This window comes from Azospirillum humicireducens (genome assembly GCF_001639105.2).
In the GTDB taxonomy this organism is placed as follows: domain Bacteria; phylum Pseudomonadota; class Alphaproteobacteria; order Azospirillales; family Azospirillaceae; genus Azospirillum; species Azospirillum humicireducens.
In genome coordinates, this window is record NZ_CP015285.1 from 169,772 (window position 1) to 187,072 (window position 17,301).

A 17,301-nucleotide genomic window follows, 5' to 3' on the forward strand; every position below is an offset into this window, starting at 1 on the left:
GATACGAGACTTGGATCAGTGGGGCGGTTGCGATGGATTTCCGTCAGATTTCCTGCTTCGTCGCCGTCGCCGAGGAGCTGCATTTCGGCCGTGCCGCCGCCCGGCTGAACCTGTCGCAGCCGCCGCTGAGCCAGCAGATCAAGGGGCTGGAGGACCGGCTGCGCGTCCGGCTGTTCGAGCGCAACCGGCGCAGCGTGCGGCTGACCCCGGCGGGGGAGGCCTTCCTGCCCTATGCCCATCAGGTGCTGAACGCCGCGGCGGCCGGCGCGGACGCCGCGCGCCGGGTGGCCGGCGGCGAGATCGGCGAGTTGCGCATCGGCTATTCCGCCTCGGCGCTCTATTCCGACGAGGTGCTGGCGACCATCGCCCGCTATCGCCGCCGCTATCCGGCGGTGGAGATCCGGCTGGTCGAGAACACCACCCGCACCTGCACCCGCGAGGTCGAGGCCGGACGGGTCGATCTGGCCATCGTGCGCGGCCCCCTGCCGGAGACTGCGGAGGGCTGGCCGGCCGACCGGCGGATCGTGGTGTCCTGCGAGAGGCTGCTGGTGGCTCTGCCGGCGGACCATGCGCTGGCCGGCCGCGACCGGCTGGCGCTGGCCGAACTGGGCGACGAGCGTTTCGTCATCATGGCGCGCCAGCTCGGCACCGCGCTCAACGATCTGCTCGACCGGCTGTTCGCCGCGGCAGGGCTGCGGCCGCGGATCGCGCTGGAGACGGCGGAAATGGCGTCGCTTCTGGGGCTGGTCGGGGCCGGCGCCGGCATCGCCATCGTGCCGGAGGCGGTTACAGGCCACCGTTCCGGCCACGTCGCCTTCCGTCCGCTGACCGACCGGAATGCCGAGGTGGAGCTGTTCCTGCTGTTGCCGCCGTTGCCCTCGCCGACCGCCGTCAGGCTGCGCGCCGAGATGATGGCGGATGGGGCCGGCTGAAGGGGCGCGTCATCGCCCCCCTCACCGCCCCCTCGGCTTCGCCCTGGCGGTCGGCTCGGCCTCCAGCGGGTTGTCGGGCCAGTAATGTTTCGGGTACTGGCCCTTCAAATCCGCCTTCACCGCCTTGTAGGCATTCGCCCAGAAGCTCGCGAGGTCGCGGGTGACCTGGACCGGGCGGCGGGCGGGGGACAGCAGGTGCAGCAGAAGCGGAACCCGGCCGCCGGCGATGCGCGGGGTCTCGGCAAGGCCGAACATCTCCTGCAGGCGAACCGCCAGCACCGGCTCCTCGCCGTCATAGTCGATGGGGATGCGGGAGCCGCTCGGCACCTCGACATGGGTCGGGGCCTCGGCGTCCAGGCGGGTCCGCAACTCCCAGGGCAGCAGGGCGCGCAGGGCGCTCGACAGGTCGATGCGCTCCAGATGGGCGCGGCGCGACACGCCGTCGAGGAAGGGGGCCAGCCACTCCTCCAGACCGTCCATCAGGGCGGCGTCGGACAAGTCGGGCCAGTCGTAAGCATCGCCCTCGCGGGCACGCAGGAACATCACGCGGGTGCGCCATTTGCGCAGCTCGTCGGTCCAGGGCAGGCAGGCGGGGCCCAGCGCGCGGATGCCCTCGATCATCGCGGCGGTCATCGCGTCGGCCGGCGGCTTGGCCAGCTTCTCGTCCTTCAGGATCAGGGCGAACAGCATGCGCCGCCGCCGCGCCAGCACCGTCTGCTCGCGCGCGTCCCAGGCGACGATGGTCTCCGTGCGGATGTCGTCGGCGAAGCTCTCCTCCAGATCGGCCAGCGTGACCGGAGCGGCCAGGAAGATGCGCGACTCGCGGGCGGCGCCGTCGAGGTCGGCGATGGCGAGCCACTCCTCGGCCGACAGCGGCTCGGTCTCCTGGAAATAGGCGCCGCGCCCGCCCGACAGGCGATACTGCGCCGCCACCCCGCCGGGTTGGCCGCCGGGGCGGCGCTGGCCGATGCGGTCGGGATAGGCGAGCGCCAGCAGAATGCCGACGGCGTTGGAGTCCATCGCGTCGTCGTCGCGCACGCCGAGCTGGCGGCGCCACTGCCGGGCCTGCTTCACCGCCTGCTGCGCCCCGCCGCGGTCGACGCTGAGGCCGCGCGCCGCACCCTGGCCGCCGCGCTCCTCGCCGCGCAGCAGATCGACGCGCAGGCGCAGGTCGGCGTCGCGGAAGCCGGGCTGGCTGCGGACGATGTCGCGCTCGCCCAGCAGCGCCGCGACCAGACAGGCGAGCGCGCCCTGGCCCATCGCCTTGCCGGCCAGCATCATGTGGGCCAGACGCGGATGCACGCCGAAGCCGGCCATGCGGCGGCCATGCGGGGTGATCGCACCCGACCGGTCGAGGGCGCCGAGGCCGGTCAGCAGCTCGCGCGCCTGGGCCATCGCCGCCGCCGGCGGCTGGTCGAGCCAGGACAGGCTGGCGGGGTCGGACACTCCCCACACCGCAAGCTCCAGCGCCAGCGGGGCGAGGTCGGCGTCGGCGATCTCCGGCGTGGTGAAGGGGGCCAGCGCCTTGTGCGTCGCCTCCGGCCACAGGCGGTAACAGACGCCGGGCTCCAGCCGGCCGGCACGGCCGCGGCGCTGCTCGGCCGACGCCTGGCTGACCTTCACCGTCGCCAGACGGGTCATGCCGCCGCGCGGGTCGAAGCGCGGAACCCGCATCAGCCCGCTGTCCACCACGATGCGGATGCCCTCGATGGTCAGGCTGGTCTCGGCGATGGAGGTCGCCAGCACGATCTTGCGCTGACCGGGCGGTGTGGGGGAGATGGCGCGGTCCTGCGCCTCGGCCGACAGGTCGCCATAGAGCGGGGCGATGATGGTGTTCGGACCCAGGTCGGACTGGTCGAGCAGGGACTGGACGCGGCGGATCTCGCCGACGCCGGGCAGGAAGACCAGGGCGTTGCCGGGCTCCTCGCGGAGCGCGCGGCGGACGGCGGCGGCGACGGCGTCCTCGATGCGGGTGCCTTGGCTTGGCGCGTCGAGGTGGCGGGTCTCGACCGGGTAGGCGCGGCCCTCGCTGGTCACCATGGCGGCGGGGCCGTCCGCGTCGGCCAGCAGGGCGGCGACGGGGGCGGCGTCGAGCGTCGCCGACATCACGACAAGGCGCAGGTCGTCGCGCAACGCGCCGCGCGCCTCCTGCACCAGGGCAAGGGCGAGGTCGCTGTCGATGCCGCGCTCGTGGAACTCGTCGAACAGCACGGCGCCGACGGCGGGAAGCTCCGGGTCCTCCTGAAGCTGGCGCAGGAACAGGCCGTCGGTCACCACCTCGATCCGGGTCTTCGGGCCGACCTTGGTGTCGAGGCGCACGCGGTAGCCGACAGTCTCGCCCACCGCCTCCCCCAGCATCGACGCCATCCGGCGGGCGGCGGCGCGGGCGGCGAGGCGCCGCGGCTCCAGCACCAGGATCTTGCGGCCCTTCAGCCAACCGGCCTCCAGCAGGGCCAGCGGCACCCGCGTGGTCTTGCCGGCGCCGGGCGGGGCCTGCAGCACGGCGGTGCCGCGGCGGTCCAGCGCCTCCAGCAGGGCGGGAAGGACGGGATCTATTGGAAGGGGTGGAAGGGCGGGGAAGGCGGGCTTGCTCATGGGGGGAGTCTGCTGCCGCGAACCGGCGGGAAAGGCAATGGTTTTCGGGAGGCGAGCGGTGCGGCACGCGCCAAAAGGTCGCAGGGGCGGAGCAGGGAGCGCGGACGCACGACCAATAGCCTCAAAAAATGTATGGTTTTGATGTCGTCGGGCTTTTTCGCACCTCAAAGGGACCTATGACCGATATCCACGACGCAGCCCTGTTCCTCGCCCACGCCTGCGCGCTGGAGGAGGACGCCGCCAACCGCTTCGCTGATTTGTCGGAGGCGATGAAGACCTATGGCAACCAGGAGGTCGCGGCCTTCTTCGGCCAGATGGCGAAATTCTCGCGCATGCATCTGGCCGAGGCGCGGGAACGGTCGGGCTTCCGCCAGATCCCCGATCTGGCGCCGGAAGACTTCCAATGGCCGGACGGCGACAGCCCGGAAGCGGCCTCGATGGAAGGCTCGCACTATCTGATGACGGTGGAATACGCGCTGGAGCTGGCGCTCGACAGCGAGCGGCGCGGGCAGGCCTTCTACGCCGAGGTGGCGAAGACCACCACCGATTCGGAAGTCCGCATGATGGCCGAGGAGTTCGCCGCCGAAGAGGCCGAGCATGTCGCCCAGCTGGAGGTGTGGGCCAAGCGCTATCCGGCGCTGCAGGGGTAAGTGGCCTCCCCCTCTCCCCCCTGGGGAGAGGGTCGGGGTGAGGGGGATGCATGAGGTGAATTCAGTGGGGAGCGGGCAGTGCGCGATGCTTGGAAATCCTCGCGGTGCGTCCCCCTCACCCTAACCCTCTCCCCGGGGGGGAGAGGGGATCTTGAGACGGGCCAGTCGCTTACTTTGACAGGGCGGACCAGTCGATCTCGTACACCTTGTCGGCCGGCTTGAAGGTCTTGAAGGCGGCGATCACGTCGTCGACGGTCACATCGCCCGGCACGTTCTGGATTTCATAGACGACCGAGCTGCCGCTGGTCGGGCCGACGTCGGCGTTGCGGTGGGCCTGCGAGACCAGCCCTTCGCCGGCCTTCTTGATCATGATGGAAGCCATGCATCCGTCTCCTGTTGCGACTCGCCCGACGACAAAACCATAAACAAAAAGTGGTTTAACCGGAAGGCGGAAAGAGCGGGGCCGGTTGCGGTGCGGCATGAACGGTCGGCGTGTCAGGGACGTGCTGCGGCCTGCGTCACCTTGCCGTATCCGGGGGCGCGGCCGGGCATGCGGTCGGGCTGGGCGCCGGCGACCGCTCCGGCGATGCCGCCGGTCAGCCAGGCCGAGAAGGCACTTCGGCCATCGGTGCCGGCCTCGCCGTCGGTGCAGGCGGGAACGGCGTCCATCCCGTCGTGGTCCTGCCCGGCGGCCGATGCGGCGGCGATCGGGCCGGTGGAGTGCGGGGCGGGGCCGCTGTGCACCTCGACCAGGGCGACGCGGATGCCGGCGGCCCAGGCACGGCCGATGAAGGCGCGCACCCGCCGTACCGTGGCGGAGTTGCCGGTGACGGCGTCGGGCGTGCCGCCGGTCAGCCAGGCCGACGGGGTGGGACCGCAGCCGCGCCGGTACTGCAGCGCCACCTGATCCTGGACATGGGTCTGTCCGCGGTAGAGGCGCATCAGGCCGTGGCCGTAGCGCTCCAGCTCGTCCATCGGGCCGCGGCTGGCGGTCAGCAGGCTGCGGTCGATCAGGATCAGCGTCGGCTTCACGGCGATCAGCCGGTCGAGCAGCGGCTCGAAATCGGCGAACTGGGCCTGCCGATGGACGATGCGCAGGAATTCCAGATTTGGTACGCCGCGTCTGGCGGCAAGCTCCGCCATGCCGCGCTCGTCCAGGGTGGCGTCGCGGAGCGCGGTGTCGCCCAGTGCGACGACCGACACCGAGTCGGGGTTCCGCGCCGCCCGGTCGGCCAGCGCATGGATGCGGTTCAGGTTGTACCAGGCGAAGGGCTGGTCGTAGAGCAGGGAGCCGGTCCACAGAACCGCCAGAACAGCCACTCCTGCCAATGCCAGCGGCCCCAGCAGCAGCCCGATGCCCAGCACCCGCCAACGGCTCCGATCCCGGCGCGGGTCCGGGGCGGCCTGTTCGGAATTGGGGCGTTCGACGGCGGTCTGCGGTTCCGGATCGGGCATCGGGGGGACTCCTCGGCGGTCATGACCCGGTGTTCGGGGCACAGCGATCCTGCGGCGGGCGTTCGCATCGGATGCCGGAGGCGTCCGGTGAGCGCCCGGCTTTTCCCACAACGCGCGGGGGAGGAAAATCGTCCTGTGGAAATTGGGGGTATCCCCAAGGGGGCGGACCATCCCTGCGGCAGGGTCGCAGTTTGCCGAACGCGCCAATCCTGTGTAGGATCCCGGCCCGACAGGACGGCCGCACAGCAGGATTGGCGATGAGCACCGAAATCCGCACCTTCACCATTCCCGACGCCTCCGCCGAAGAGGCGCAGACGCAGCTCTCCTCCTTCCTGCGGACGGTCGAGGTCCAGCGCATCGAGACCGCCTACGCCGACGGCGCGTGGCGCGTGCTGGTGCTGTTCACCGATCTCCGCCGCAAGGAGGAATCGCAGCAGATCGAGGCGGCCATCGCCGCCGCCCTGAACGGCTGGCGCGACAAGGCCGCGGTCCAGGCCGGGGTGACGCGCGACGCCGTGCTGTCGGACGATCTGGTGCAGGAGATCGCCCGCTTCGCCCCGACGACCGAGCATGAGCTGTCGATCATCATGAACGCCCGCGGCCTGGGCGCCGCGCCCCATGGCGGCGAGATCGTGCAGGTGGTGCGCTCGACGCTGGATTTGCTGATCGACGACTGATCGGCGGGGCAAGCCACCGGCTGCGTCCTATCCGCTTCGGTCGGGCGGGCCGCACCCAAAGGCTGTGCCTGCCCTGCCGTAAGCGTCAGTTGGCGTCCGCGCCCTGCCGTGCCAGGATCTCCCCTTCGCGATGCTATCAGCGGGTGGGGCGGTTGTGGCTTCGCAGGACCCTCCGAAGGCTCTTACCGTGGCGCGTTGCGGGATTCCCGACTACCGGCCCGATTACAGAAAGCCCGATTACCGCAAGATCGCACATGAATTGGCGCAGCTGGGCGCGGAAGCGGCCAATCATGCCCGTGCGACCGGCAACGGCCATTATGCCCGGTTGGCCCATACCCTGACCAACCGTGCCGGCGAGATCCTGGACGATCTGGACCGCGCCGGGAAGGCGTGAGGGGCTGAAGGTTCGGGAAATGGAAACGGCGCCCTGATGGGGCGCCGTTTTGTGTTCTCAGGGTGAGCGACGATCACCCCACCCTAACCCCTCCCCCGCTCTCGGCCGGCCGAAGGCCGGTCCGACCGCAGGGGAGGGAGAGTTGGGGCAGCCGGTCTCAGACCACCTTGGCGTCGTGCATGGCGGCGATCTGGTCCTTGCTGTAGCCGAGCTGGGCCAGGACCTCGTCGGTGTGCTCGCCGAGCAGCGGGGAGCCGGTGATCTCGACCGACATGTCGGAGAACTTGATCGGGCTGCCGACGGTCAGGTACTTGCCGCGCTGCTTGTGGTCGACCTCGACGACGGTGCCGCTGGCGCGCAGCGACGGGTCGTTGGCGATCTCCTTCATCGACAGCACCGGCGCGCACGGGATGTCGTATTTGCGCAGGATGTCGACGGCCTCGAACTTGGTCTTGTCCTTCAGCCAATCCTCGATGATCGCGAAGATGTCGAAGATCTTGTCCTGACGGGCCAGCGCGGTGTTGTAGGCCGGATCGTCGATCCACTCCTCGCGGCCCAGCGCCTTGCAGATCGGCGCCCAGGCATGGCCCTGGATGGTGAAGTAGATGTAGGCGTTGGGATCGGTCTCCCAGCCCTTGCACTTCAGAACCCAGCCCGGCTGGCCGCCGCCGCCGGCATTGCCGCCGCGCGGAACCACGTCGGTGAACTTGCCGTGCGGGTATTGCGGGTATTCCTCCAGATAGCCGATGCGATCCAGGCGCTGCTGGTCGCGCAGCTTGACGCGGCAGAGGTTCAGCACGCTGTCCTGCATCGACACGGCGACCTTCTGGCCCTTGCCGGTCTTGGTGCGGGCCATCAGCGCGGTCAGGATGCCGATGGCAAGATGCATGCCGGTGTTGCTGTCGCCGAGAGCGGCGGCGGACACGGTCGGCGGGCCGTCCCAGAAACCGGTGGTCGAGGCGGCGCCGCCGGCGCACTGGGCGACGTTCTCATAGACCTTCAGGTCCTGGTAATGGTGGCCGTCGCTGAAGCCCTTGACCGAGGCGACGATCATGCCGGGGTTCAGCTCGCGGATCTTGTCCCAGCTGAAACCCATGCGGTCGAGCGCGCCGGGGCCGAAATTCTCGACCAGCACGTCGGATTCCTTGATCAGACGGGTCAGGACTTCCTTGCCCTCGGCGGTCTTGGTGTCCAGCGTCAGGGAGCGCTTGTTGCTGTTCAGCATGGTGAAATAGAGCGCGTCGGCATCCGGGATGTCGCGCAGCTGGCTGCGGGTGACGTCGCCGGCGCCCGGACGTTCGACCTTGATCACGTCGGCGCCGTACCAGGCCAGAAGCTGGGTGCAGGCGGGGCCGGCCTGCACATGGGTGAAGTCGATGATCTTGATGCCTTCAAGCGGCTTGGTCATGACTGCAACACTCCCTTTATTCGCGTTGTTTCAGTTTGTCCCTTGGACGTGCTCTTGGATTTGCCTGCATGCCGGGCGCGTGACGCGCACCGGCAGACTCAGCCGGCGGCCGTTGCCGCCTCGAGTTCGGCAAGGCGGCGCTTCAGCTTCCGCTCCTCGGTCCAGCGGGCGGTTTCATCCCGCACCACGGCGGCGATTCCGGTCACCGCACCGTCGGTCCCGCGCAACAGCGCGACGGTGAAGGCAATCGACAGGCTGTGCCCGTCCTTGTGGATGGCCGGGACCCGCAGCAGGTCATGGCCGTAGCGGGTCTCGCCGGTGGCCATGGTCTTTTCATAGCCATCCCAATGACGCTGGCGCTGGCGTTCCGGAATGATGATGTCGAGCGACCTGCCCATCGCCTCGTCGGCGGTGAAGCCGAACATCCGCTCCGCCGCCGCGTTCCACAGGGTGATGGCACCCGCCGGGTCGGACACGATGACGGCGTCGCCGATCACCGCCACCAGCTGTTCGCAATCGACGACCGCGGGCGAGCCCGCTGTTGCCTGTTCCATGTCGATCTCCTTGGCGCTCGCCCCCTCTTGGATTGGGCGCCGGGGGAGCCGGTGCGTCATGGCCCGAAAGCCGTGCCGCACTGACATTATCGATACGGTATACCAGATGCCACCGCTCTTGCAAGCGGATTTGAGCGCGCCGCAAACTGTCCTTGTGGCGAACAGATGGGCGGCGTTCGACGGGCGACGCCTTGCTCCGCGACGGCAGGTTCCGTCAGATTCCAAGCAGGATCGTTAGGCCGCGGCCGATTATCGGGGCTAGCATCGATGCCGACGATGCGGCCCGCGGCTCGCTCCGCCGGGCAATGCCAAGACCAGGGAATGAGCATGGCCGATTTCGACAGCTATTGCGTGGCACCGTTCAAGCAACGCTCACCGGTCGAGCGGCTGTTTCCCGACGATCATGAAGCGATGAAGGGCATCTGCTTCGGCCTGTGCATCGAATGGATCAAGCGCCACCGCACCAGCAAGGGCGAGGCGCCGCAGAAGCGCATCGCCTACATCGACCAGGACAGCACGATTCTGCACGCCAGCATCAAGCAGCGTCTCTACAGCACGGAGCTGAAATTCGATCTGGACCTGTCATCGGAGCAGCTGGGCGCGCGCAACCAGGCGATGGGGCAGGCCGGACTCGCCGTTGGGCAGACGCGGACGCAATGGATGAGCGCGACCGATCCGGACAGCGTCAAGGATGTCACGAAGGCGATCGCCACCGCGACCGCCAGCCCGCATACCTATCACCTTGTCACCTTGAACTTCACGCAGCGCGGGGCGGCGCACGCCACCTGCTGCTACAAATCCGGCGGCAAGGCCTTCGGGCTGGGATCGCACCTGTACTTCTTCGACCCCAACTATGGCGAATTCAAAGCGTCGAGCGGCAGTGCCGCCAGCCTGATCGCCGGTTTGGTCGACCGCTACCGGCATTATGAATCGCGGAGCGGTGCGACCATCGATTACCGGGTCAAGGAATTCGTGGTCCAAAGCGTTTCCTTCGCCTGACCGGCCACGCGGCTGGCTCCGACCCAAACGGCCCCGATCCGTTTTCCGGTCTCAGCCGACCAGATCGAAGAAGGACATCGAGGCGTATTTGCTGGACTTGATGTTGGCGACCACCTTGTCCTGAGAGTGGCCGCCATTTGCCATGGTCGCGGGCAGCTTGATCACTTTTCCAACAGCCTTCGACGACTTGCTGATCGGATCCCATTGCAGATTGAAGTTGACGATATTCTTTTCGATTTCCGGCAGATCTTCTTTTTTAACGCGGACATACGGCCCATGAATGATGCCGCCGCGCACCATCTTGGAGACGGTCGGTGCGTTGAATGCGCAGCAGGGCGCCGCATTCTCCACCGCCACGATGGTTGCGATCGCACCGCCCAACGAATGGCCGCAAAGGACCGGCTGGTCCCCCGGCAGTGTCTTGCGCGCCAACTCATACAGCTGGGTCGCATAGCTGAGGCAGGAGGGCAGGCTTTCGATGGCATAGAGACCGATATCGGTTTTCAGATTCTTCAGGCCGGCCATCTGGCCCGAGGAGCTGCTTCCCACCGCGGTTCCGCGATAAGCCACGATAAAGTGTTTGGAGTGCTTTTCTTTGTACACGGCTCCGAAGAAGCCGACCGATGTCTCCTCCATCGAGACCAGCATCTGGAAACCGGGGGGGCAGCGGCTCGCATCCTCCGCTTTGGTGAAAGCAGCTGCGTCATTTCCCCGTCCCTTCTGGAAATTGTAGACGGTGTTGGCAGCAATGGCCAAATCGAGAATGTAGACGGACATGACGGCGCCTTCTGTCGCAACGGGTTCCCAAGACAATACCGGCACGCCAAAGCTGTCAACAGACTGGAACGATTGTTATCCGAGAATGGATTTCCATTCCGGTTGTGCCGCAGAAAAAGAAAAGGGCGCCTCGCGGCGCCCCTCCAGGGTTCCAAGGGCGACGGCCCTTGGCGGGTGGGTCAAGGGAGGGCCGGAGCCCTCCCTTGCCTCTTTCGGATCAGACGTCCAGCAGCAGGCGGCGCGGATCCTCGATCAGCTCCTTGATGCGGACCAGGAAGGTCACCGCTTCCTTGCCGTCGATGATGCGGTGGTCGTAGGAGAGCGCCAGATACATCATCGGGCGGATCTCGATCTTGCCGCCGACGACGACCGCGCGGTCCATCGTCTTGTGCATGCCGAGGATGGCCGACTGCGGCGGGTTGATGATCGGGGTCGACATCAGCGAGCCGTAGACACCACCGTTGGAGATGGTGAAGGTGCCCCCCGTCAGCTCGTCCATCGACAGCTTGCCGTCGCGGCCCTTCTTGCCGAGAGCGGCGATGGTGCCCTCGACGCCGGCGAAGTCCAGCTTGTCGGCGTCGCGGACGACCGGAACCACCAGACCCTGCGGCGTGCCGACGGCGACGCCGATGTCATAGTAGTTCTTGTAGACGATGTCGGTGCCGTCGATCTCGGCGTTGACGGCCGGGATCTCCTTCAGCGCCTGGACGGCGGCCTTGACGAAGAAGGACATGAAGCCGAGCCGCACCTTGTGGCGCTTTTCGAAATAGTCCTTGTACTCGGCGCGGAGCGCGATCGCCGCCGACATGTCCACCTCGTTGAAGGTGGTCAGCATCGCGGCGGAGTTCTGGGCCTCCTTCAGGCGCTCGGCGATGCGCTGACGCAGGCGGGTCATGCGGACGCGCTCTTCCTGCGCGGCGCGCGGACGGTCGCCCTGGGTGCCTGCGGCCCACTGGACCTTTGGCGCCGGGGCCGGAGCGGCCGGCTTGGCCGCCGGGGCCGGAGCCGCCAGCACGTCGCCCTTGGTCACGCGGCCATCCTTGCCCGAACCGGCGATGGACGAGCCGTCGATGCCCTTCTCGTCCGCCAGCTTGCGGGCGGCCGGGCCGGAAGCGGCCAGGTTGCCCGGAGCGGCAGCGGCCGGGGCCGGGGCGGCGGCCGGAGCGGCAGCGGCGGGAGCCGGGGCGGCAGCAGCCGGGGCGGCCCCGGCGCTGGCACCCTCGGTGAGGACGCCCAGCAGGGCGCCGACCTCGACGTTCGCGCCTTCCGGAGCGACGATCTCGGCCAGCACGCCGGCGGCCGGCGCGTTCACCTCAAGCGTGACCTTGTCGGTCTCCAGCTCGACCAGCGCCTCGTCCATGGCGACGGCCTCGCCGGCCTTCTTCAGCCAGCGGGCGACCGTCGCCTCGGAGACGGACTCACCCAGCGTGGGGACCTTGATGTCGGTAGCCATTTCTTGTTCCTCGTTCGTCTTCTTGTTCGCTTGGGTGCGATGGTCAGCGGACCGTCAGGGCCTGATCCAGGAGCTTGGCCTGCTCCTGGTTGTGACGCTTCAGCAGGCCGGTGGCCGGCGAGGCGGTGGCCGGGCGGCCGACATAGGACGGGCGGCCGGCCTTGTGGCCGACGTCCTTCAGCACGCCTTCCAGGCGGCGGTCGGCGAAATGCCAGGCGCCCTGGTTCTCCGGCTCTTCCTGGCACCAGACCAGCTCGGCGTTCGGATACTTGGCGAATTCGGCCGCCAGCGCGTCCTTCGGGAACGGGTAGAGCTGTTCCAGGCGCAGGATGACCACGTCCTTGATGCCGCGGCTCATGCGCTCCTGCAGCAGGTCGTAATAGACCTTGCCGGAGCACACCACGATGCGGCGGATCTTGTCGTTGGCGGCCAGATCGTTGGCGGTCTCGCCCAGCACGCGGTGGAAGGTGCTGCCCGGACCCATCTCCGACAGGTCGGAGATGCACAGCTTGTGGCGCAGCAGCGACTTCGGCGTGAACAGGACCAGCGGCTTGCGGAAGCTGCGGCGGATCTGGCGGCGGAAGACGTGGAACAGGTTGGCCGGCGTCGTCACGTTGCAGATCTGCCAGTTGTCCTCGGCGCACATCTGCAGGAAGCGTTCCGGACGGGCGGACGAGTGTTCCGGCCCCTGGCCCTCGTAGCCGTGCGGCAGCAGCATCACCAGGCCGGACATGCGCAGCCACTTGGACTCGCCCGACGAGATGAACTGGTCGATGATGGTCTGGGCGGTGTTGGCGAAGTCGCCGAACTGCGCCTCCCACAGCACCAGATTGTGCGGCTCGGCCAGCGAATAGCCGTACTCGTAGCCGACGACCGCGGCTTCCGACAGCGGGCTGTCATGGACCTCGAAGGTCGCCTGATCCGGGCTGACGTGGCAGAGCGGGATGTACTTCTCTTCGGTGTTCTGGTCGTACATCACCGCATGGCGGTGCGAGAAGGTGCCGCGGCCGGAATCCTGGCCCGACAGGCGGACACCGGTGCCCTCGGCGACCAGCGTGCCGTAGGCCAGCGCCTCGGCGGTCGCCCAGTCGATGCCCTCGCCGGTTTCCAGCGTCTTCTTCTTGGCTTCCAGCTGGCGCGCGATCTTGGAGTTGATCGCGAAGTCCTTCGGGTACTCGCAGAGCTTGAAGCCGATCTGCTTCAGCCTGTCGATGTCCACGCCGGTCTCGCCGCGGTGGGGCGAATCGGCACCCTGCGCCTGCAGGCCGGCCCACTTGCCTTCCAGCCAGTCGGCCTTGTTCGGCTTGTAGGTGCTGGACGCCTCGAACTCACCCTCCAGCTTCTTCATGAAGTCCTGGGTGATCTGGTCGCCCTCGGCCTGGGTGATGACGTTCTCGCTCACCAGCTGCCGGGCGTACAGCTCGCGCGTGGTCGCGTGGGCGCGGATGTTCTTGTACATGATCGGCTGGGTGAAGCCCGGCTCGTCGCCCTCGTTGTGGCCGTGGCGGCGGTAGCAGACCATGTCGATCACGACGTCCCGCTTGAACTTCTGGCGGAACTCGATGGCGATGCGGCTGACATGCACGACGGCTTCGGGATCGTCGCCGTTCACATGGAAGATCGGCGCCTGCACCATCTTGGCCATGTCGGAGCAGTACACGCCCGACCGCGAATAGGTCGGGTTGGTGGTGAAGCCGATCTGGTTGTTGATGATGAAGTGCATGGTGCCGCCGGTGCGGTAGCCGCGCAGCTCCGACAGGCCCAGCGTCTCGGCCACGATGCCCTGGCCGGCGAAGGCGGCGTCGCCGTGGATCAGCACGCCCATCACCTGCTCGCGCTCCAGGTCGCGGCGCTGCTGCTGCTTGGCGCGCACCTTGCCCAGCACGACCGGGTTGACCCATTCCAGGTGGGACGGGTTGGCGGTCAGCGACAGGTGGACGATGTTGCCGTTGAAGTCGCGGTCCGACGAGGTGCCGAGATGGTACTTCACGTCGCCGGAGCCCTGGACGTCCTCGGGGCTCGACGGGTTGCCCTGGAACTCCGAGAAGACGGCGGAGAAGGGCTTGCCCATGAAGTTGGTCAGCACGTTCAGACGGCCGCGGTGGGCCATGCCGACCACCACTTCCCGGAGGCCGAGCTGGCCGCCGCGCTTCAGGATCTGCTCCAGCGCGGGGATCATCGACTCGCCGCCCTCAAGGCCGAAGCGCTTGGTGCCGGTGTATTTCAGCTGCAGGAACTTCTCGAAGCCCTCGGCCGCGGTCAGGCGCTCCAGGATGGCGCGCTTGCCGTTCACCGTGAAGTCGGTGTGGTTGCGGCCGCCCTCGATGCGCTCCTGGATCCAGGCCTTCTCTTCCGGGTCCTGGATGTGCATGAACTCGACGCCGATCGTCCCGCAATAGGTCTTGTGCAGGATGTCGAGGATCTGGCGCAGCGTCGCCGTTTCCAGGCCGAGCGAGTAGTTCAGGAAGATCGGGCGGTCGAGGTCGTCCGGGCCGAAGCCGTAGGTCGCCGGATCCAGTTCCGGGTGCGGCTCACGCTTTTCCAGGCCCAGCGGGTCGAAATGCGCGTTCATGTGGCCGCGGACGCGGAAGACGCGGATCAGCATCAGGGCGCGGATGCTGTCCAGCGTGGCGGCGCGCAGCTGCTGCGGGCTGATGCCGCCATAGACCTGCTGGGTGTGGGCCAGCATGGCGCCGTTGCCGGGGCCGGTCAGCGCGGCGGCGGCGCCGTTGGCGGCACCGTTGGGGGCGGCGACGATGAAGCTCTCGGCGACCGGGTCGCGCTTGGCCTTGGGGTCCTCCAGATCGGACACGGTCCAGGACGCGCCGCGCAGCTCGTCCAGGACGGCGCGCGAATCCTCGTCCAGATCCTGGAAGAAGCTGTTCCAGCTGGGATCGACAGCGGCCGGGTTGGACAGGTAGCTGGCGTAGAGTTCGGCGACGTAACCGGCGTTCGAGCCGAAGAGGAACGAGGTCTGTTCCAGATTTGCCGACATGGTTTCACCTCGGGCCGTGAGCCCGATTCCCTGTGGGAGATGATCGCGAGTGATGAAGAGGGCGGGGGATCGTTGGATACCCATGTGCAAGAACCGGCGGAAACGGCCGGCGGGGTGCGGACTGGGATGCGAAGAGCACCGCCGACGCTTGCATATGGGTTCCCAGGATCATCCGTCCAAGAGGAGAGCCCGAAGAGGCGGCGGGCGGGGCACCGCAGCGTCCCGCCCGTCGGCCTCTTCAAAAGGCGTCCTCTTTTCAAAGGCCGATGGCCGCGGGCGTCACGTCGCCGCGACGCCCGCAGGCGATCAGCCCTTGAACACCTTCAGCATGGTGGAGCCCAGGCTGGCGGGGCTGTCGGCGACGGCGATGCCGACCGACTTCATGAAGTCGATCTTGAAGTCGGCGGTGTCGTTGCCGCCGGAGATCACCGCACCGGCATGGCCCATGCGGCGTCCCGGAGGAGCCGTGCGGCCGGCGATGAAGCCGACGACCGGCTTCTTCGTGCCCGACGCCTTGATGAACTCGGCGCCGCGGACTTCGGCGTCGCCGCCGATCTCGCCGATCATGATGATGCCCTCGGTCTCCGGGTCCTTCACGAACAGCTCCAGGCTGTCGACGAAGTTGGTGCCGTTGACCGGGTCGCCGCCGATGCCGATGCAGGTGGTCTGGCCGAGGCCGGCCGCCGTGGTCTGCGCGACGGCCTCATAGGTCAGCGTGCCGGAGCGCGAGACGATGCCGATCTTGCCGCGCTTGTGGATGTGGCCCGGCATGATGCCGATCTTGCACTCGTCCGGCGTGATGATGCCGGGGCAGTTCGGGCCGATCAGGCGGGTCTTGGAGCCATCCAGGGCGCGCTTGACGCGGACCATGTCCAGCACCGGGATGCCTTCGGTGATGCAGACCACCAGCGGGATCTCGGCGTCGATCGCTTCCAGGATCGCGTCCGCGGCAAACGGCGGCGGCACGTAGATCACGCTGGCGTTCGCACCGGTCTTCTCCACCGCTTCCGACACGGTGTCGAAGATCGGCAGGTCGAGATGCTTGGCGCCGCCCTTACCGGGGGTCACACCGCCGACCATCTTGGTGCCGTAGGCGATGGCCTGTTCGGAGTGGAAGGTGCCCTGGGCTCCGGTGAAGCCCTGGCAGATCACCTTCGTGTTCTTGTCGACGAGAACAGCCATGTTACGCGGCCTCCTTCACGGCCTTGACCACCTTCTCGGCGGCATCGGCGAGGTTGTCGGCCGAGAGGATCGGCAGGCCGGATTCGGCCAGGATCTTCTTGCCCAGATCGACGTTGGTGCCTTCCAGGCGCACCACGAGCGGAACGTGCAGGTGCACTTCGCGCGCCGCGGCGACCACGCCCTCGGCGATCACGTCGCAGCGCATGATGCCGCCGAAGATGTTGACCAGGATGCCTTCGACGTTGCTGTCGGACAGGATCAGCTTGAAGGCCGCGGTGACGCGCTCCTTCGTGGCGCCGCCGCCGACGTCGAGGAAGTTGGCCGGCTCGCCGCCATACAGCTTGATGATGTCCATGGTGGCCATCGCCAGGCCGGCGCCGTTCACCATGCAGCCGATGTTGCCGTCGAGCTTGACGTAGTTGAGGCTGTGCTTGGCCGCCTCGATCTCCGCCGGGTCTTCCTCGGCCTCGTCGCGCAGCTCTTCCACGTCCTTGTGGCGGAACAGCGCGTTGTCGTCGAAGTTCATCTTGGCGTCGAGCGCCAGGATGTCGCCCGACCCGGTGACGATCAGCGGGTTGATCTCGACGATGGCGCAGTCCAGGTCCACGAAGGCCTGATAGGCGGCCTGGATGAACTTGGCGGCGGCGCCGACCTGCTTGCCTTCCAGGCCCAGCGCGAAGGCGACCTTGCGGGTGTGGTAGCCCTGGATGCCGGTGGCCGGATCGACGGCGACCTTGACGATCTTCTCCGGCGTGTTGTGGGCGACCTCTTCGATCTCCATGCCGCCTTCGGTCGAGGCCATGATCGTCACGCGGCCGGTGGCGCGGTCGATCAGCATGCCGAGATACAGCTCGCGCTTGATGTCGGCGCCTTCCTCGATATAGAGGCGCTTCACCTCGCGGCCTTCCGCGCCGGTCTGCTTGGTGACGAGGACGCTGTTCAGCATCTCGGAGGCGTTCTTGCCGACTTCCTCGATCGACTTGACGACGCGGACGCCGCCCTTGCCCTCGGGGTTGTTCTTGAAGCGGCCGGCACCGCGGCCACCGGCATGGATCTGGGACTTCACGACCCAGACCGGACCGCCCAGCTCGCGGGCGACCGTCTCGGCCTCCTGCGGGGTGTAGGCAACGCCGCCGCGGGGAACCGCGACGCCGTACTTCTTCAGCAGGCTTTTCGCCTGGTACTCATGGATGTTCATCGGGCGTCCATCTGTTTTTTGTTTCGGCTGAC

General features: G+C 67.7%; 15 protein-coding genes. 5 read left to right on the forward strand and 10 right to left on the reverse strand.

Going from position 1 to position 17,301, the window contains the following annotated elements:
* The first annotated feature begins 32 nt into the window (after window positions 1–32).
* On the forward strand, window positions 33–932 hold the full coding sequence (locus A6A40_RS00745) for a LysR family transcriptional regulator (protein ID WP_063633690.1): 900 nt from the start codon (window positions 33–35) through the stop codon (window positions 930–932).
* 21 nt (window positions 933–953) lie between these two features.
* Here A6A40_RS00745 and hrpB read toward each other — a convergent pair whose 3' ends face one another.
* Window positions 954–3,527 (reverse strand): ATP-dependent helicase HrpB, encoded by a 2,574-nt coding sequence (gene hrpB, locus A6A40_RS00750; RefSeq protein WP_063633692.1) that lies wholly within the window; start codon window positions 3,525–3,527, stop codon window positions 954–956.
* A 176-nt stretch (window positions 3,528–3,703) separates the two neighbouring features.
* Here hrpB and A6A40_RS00755 point away from each other — a divergent pair, with 176 nt between their 5' ends.
* Window positions 3,704–4,177, forward strand: coding sequence for a ferritin-like domain-containing protein (locus tag A6A40_RS00755; RefSeq protein ID WP_063633693.1), 474 nt, complete (start codon window positions 3,704–3,706; stop codon window positions 4,175–4,177).
* A 169-nt stretch (window positions 4,178–4,346) separates the two neighbouring features.
* Here the strand turns inward: A6A40_RS00755 and A6A40_RS00760 are convergent, their stop codons facing one another.
* Together A6A40_RS00760 and A6A40_RS00765 are read right to left on the reverse strand one after the other, a co-directional pair.
* The gene (locus A6A40_RS00760) at window positions 4,347–4,559 is read right to left on the reverse strand and encodes a hypothetical protein (RefSeq protein WP_063633694.1); all 213 of its coding nucleotides are present in this window, start codon (window positions 4,557–4,559) and stop codon (window positions 4,347–4,349) included.
* Window positions 4,560–4,672: 113 nt separating this feature from the next.
* Entirely contained in the window at window positions 4,673–5,632 is a 960-nt protein-coding gene (locus A6A40_RS00765) for a hypothetical protein (protein WP_063633695.1), read from the reverse strand.
* 257 nt (window positions 5,633–5,889) lie between these two features.
* On the opposite strand from A6A40_RS00765, the gene A6A40_RS00770 reads away from it, so the two are divergent.
* Window positions 5,890–6,309, forward strand: a complete 420-nt coding sequence (locus A6A40_RS00770; protein ID WP_063633696.1) for an HRDC domain-containing protein — start codon at window positions 5,890–5,892, stop codon at window positions 6,307–6,309.
* 187 nt (window positions 6,310–6,496) lie between these two features.
* Window positions 6,497–6,703: a hypothetical protein gene (locus A6A40_RS00775; RefSeq protein WP_236783698.1), complete on the forward strand. Its 207-nt coding sequence runs from the start codon at window positions 6,497–6,499 to the stop codon at window positions 6,701–6,703.
* Between the two features lie 157 nt (window positions 6,704–6,860).
* Here the strand turns inward: A6A40_RS00775 and frc are convergent, their stop codons facing one another.
* Window positions 6,861–8,111, reverse strand: a complete 1,251-nt coding sequence (frc, locus tag A6A40_RS00780; protein WP_063633698.1) for a formyl-CoA transferase — start codon at window positions 8,109–8,111, stop codon at window positions 6,861–6,863.
* A gap of 98 nt (window positions 8,112–8,209) precedes the next feature.
* The gene (locus A6A40_RS00785; protein ID WP_063633699.1) at window positions 8,210–8,665 is read right to left on the reverse strand and encodes a PAS domain-containing protein; all 456 of its coding nucleotides are present in this window, start codon (window positions 8,663–8,665) and stop codon (window positions 8,210–8,212) included.
* A gap of 327 nt (window positions 8,666–8,992) precedes the next feature.
* Between A6A40_RS00785 and A6A40_RS00790 the strand changes: the two genes are divergently transcribed.
* Window positions 8,993–9,664 (forward strand): YopT-type cysteine protease domain-containing protein, encoded by a 672-nt coding sequence (locus tag A6A40_RS00790; protein ID WP_158279267.1) that lies wholly within the window; start codon window positions 8,993–8,995, stop codon window positions 9,662–9,664.
* Between the two features lie 51 nt (window positions 9,665–9,715).
* Here the strand turns inward: A6A40_RS00790 and A6A40_RS00795 are convergent, their stop codons facing one another.
* The 5 genes from A6A40_RS00795 to sucC all read right to left on the reverse strand — a co-directional run bounded on the left by A6A40_RS00795 (window position 9,716) and on the right by sucC (window position 17,269).
* Window positions 9,716–10,441: a Tle-like phospholipase domain-containing protein gene (locus A6A40_RS00795; RefSeq protein ID WP_063633701.1), complete on the reverse strand. Its 726-nt coding sequence runs from the start codon at window positions 10,439–10,441 to the stop codon at window positions 9,716–9,718.
* 217 nt (window positions 10,442–10,658) lie between these two features.
* Window positions 10,659–11,894, reverse strand: a complete 1,236-nt coding sequence (odhB, locus tag A6A40_RS00800; RefSeq protein WP_063633702.1) for a 2-oxoglutarate dehydrogenase complex dihydrolipoyllysine-residue succinyltransferase — start codon at window positions 11,892–11,894, stop codon at window positions 10,659–10,661.
* A 43-nt stretch (window positions 11,895–11,937) separates the two neighbouring features.
* The gene (locus A6A40_RS00805; RefSeq protein WP_063633703.1) at window positions 11,938–14,889 is read right to left on the reverse strand and encodes a 2-oxoglutarate dehydrogenase E1 component; all 2,952 of its coding nucleotides are present in this window, start codon (window positions 14,887–14,889) and stop codon (window positions 11,938–11,940) included.
* 306 nt (window positions 14,890–15,195) lie between these two features.
* Complete coding sequence (gene sucD / locus A6A40_RS00810; protein WP_014246680.1) at window positions 15,196–16,071, reverse strand: succinate--CoA ligase subunit alpha; 876 nt, start codon at window positions 16,069–16,071, stop codon at window positions 15,196–15,198.
* Window position 16,072: 1 nt separating this feature from the next.
* Window positions 16,073–17,269, reverse strand: a complete 1,197-nt coding sequence (gene sucC, locus A6A40_RS00815; protein ID WP_063633704.1) for an ADP-forming succinate--CoA ligase subunit beta — start codon at window positions 17,267–17,269, stop codon at window positions 16,073–16,075.
* Window positions 17,270–17,301: the final 32 nt, after the last annotated feature.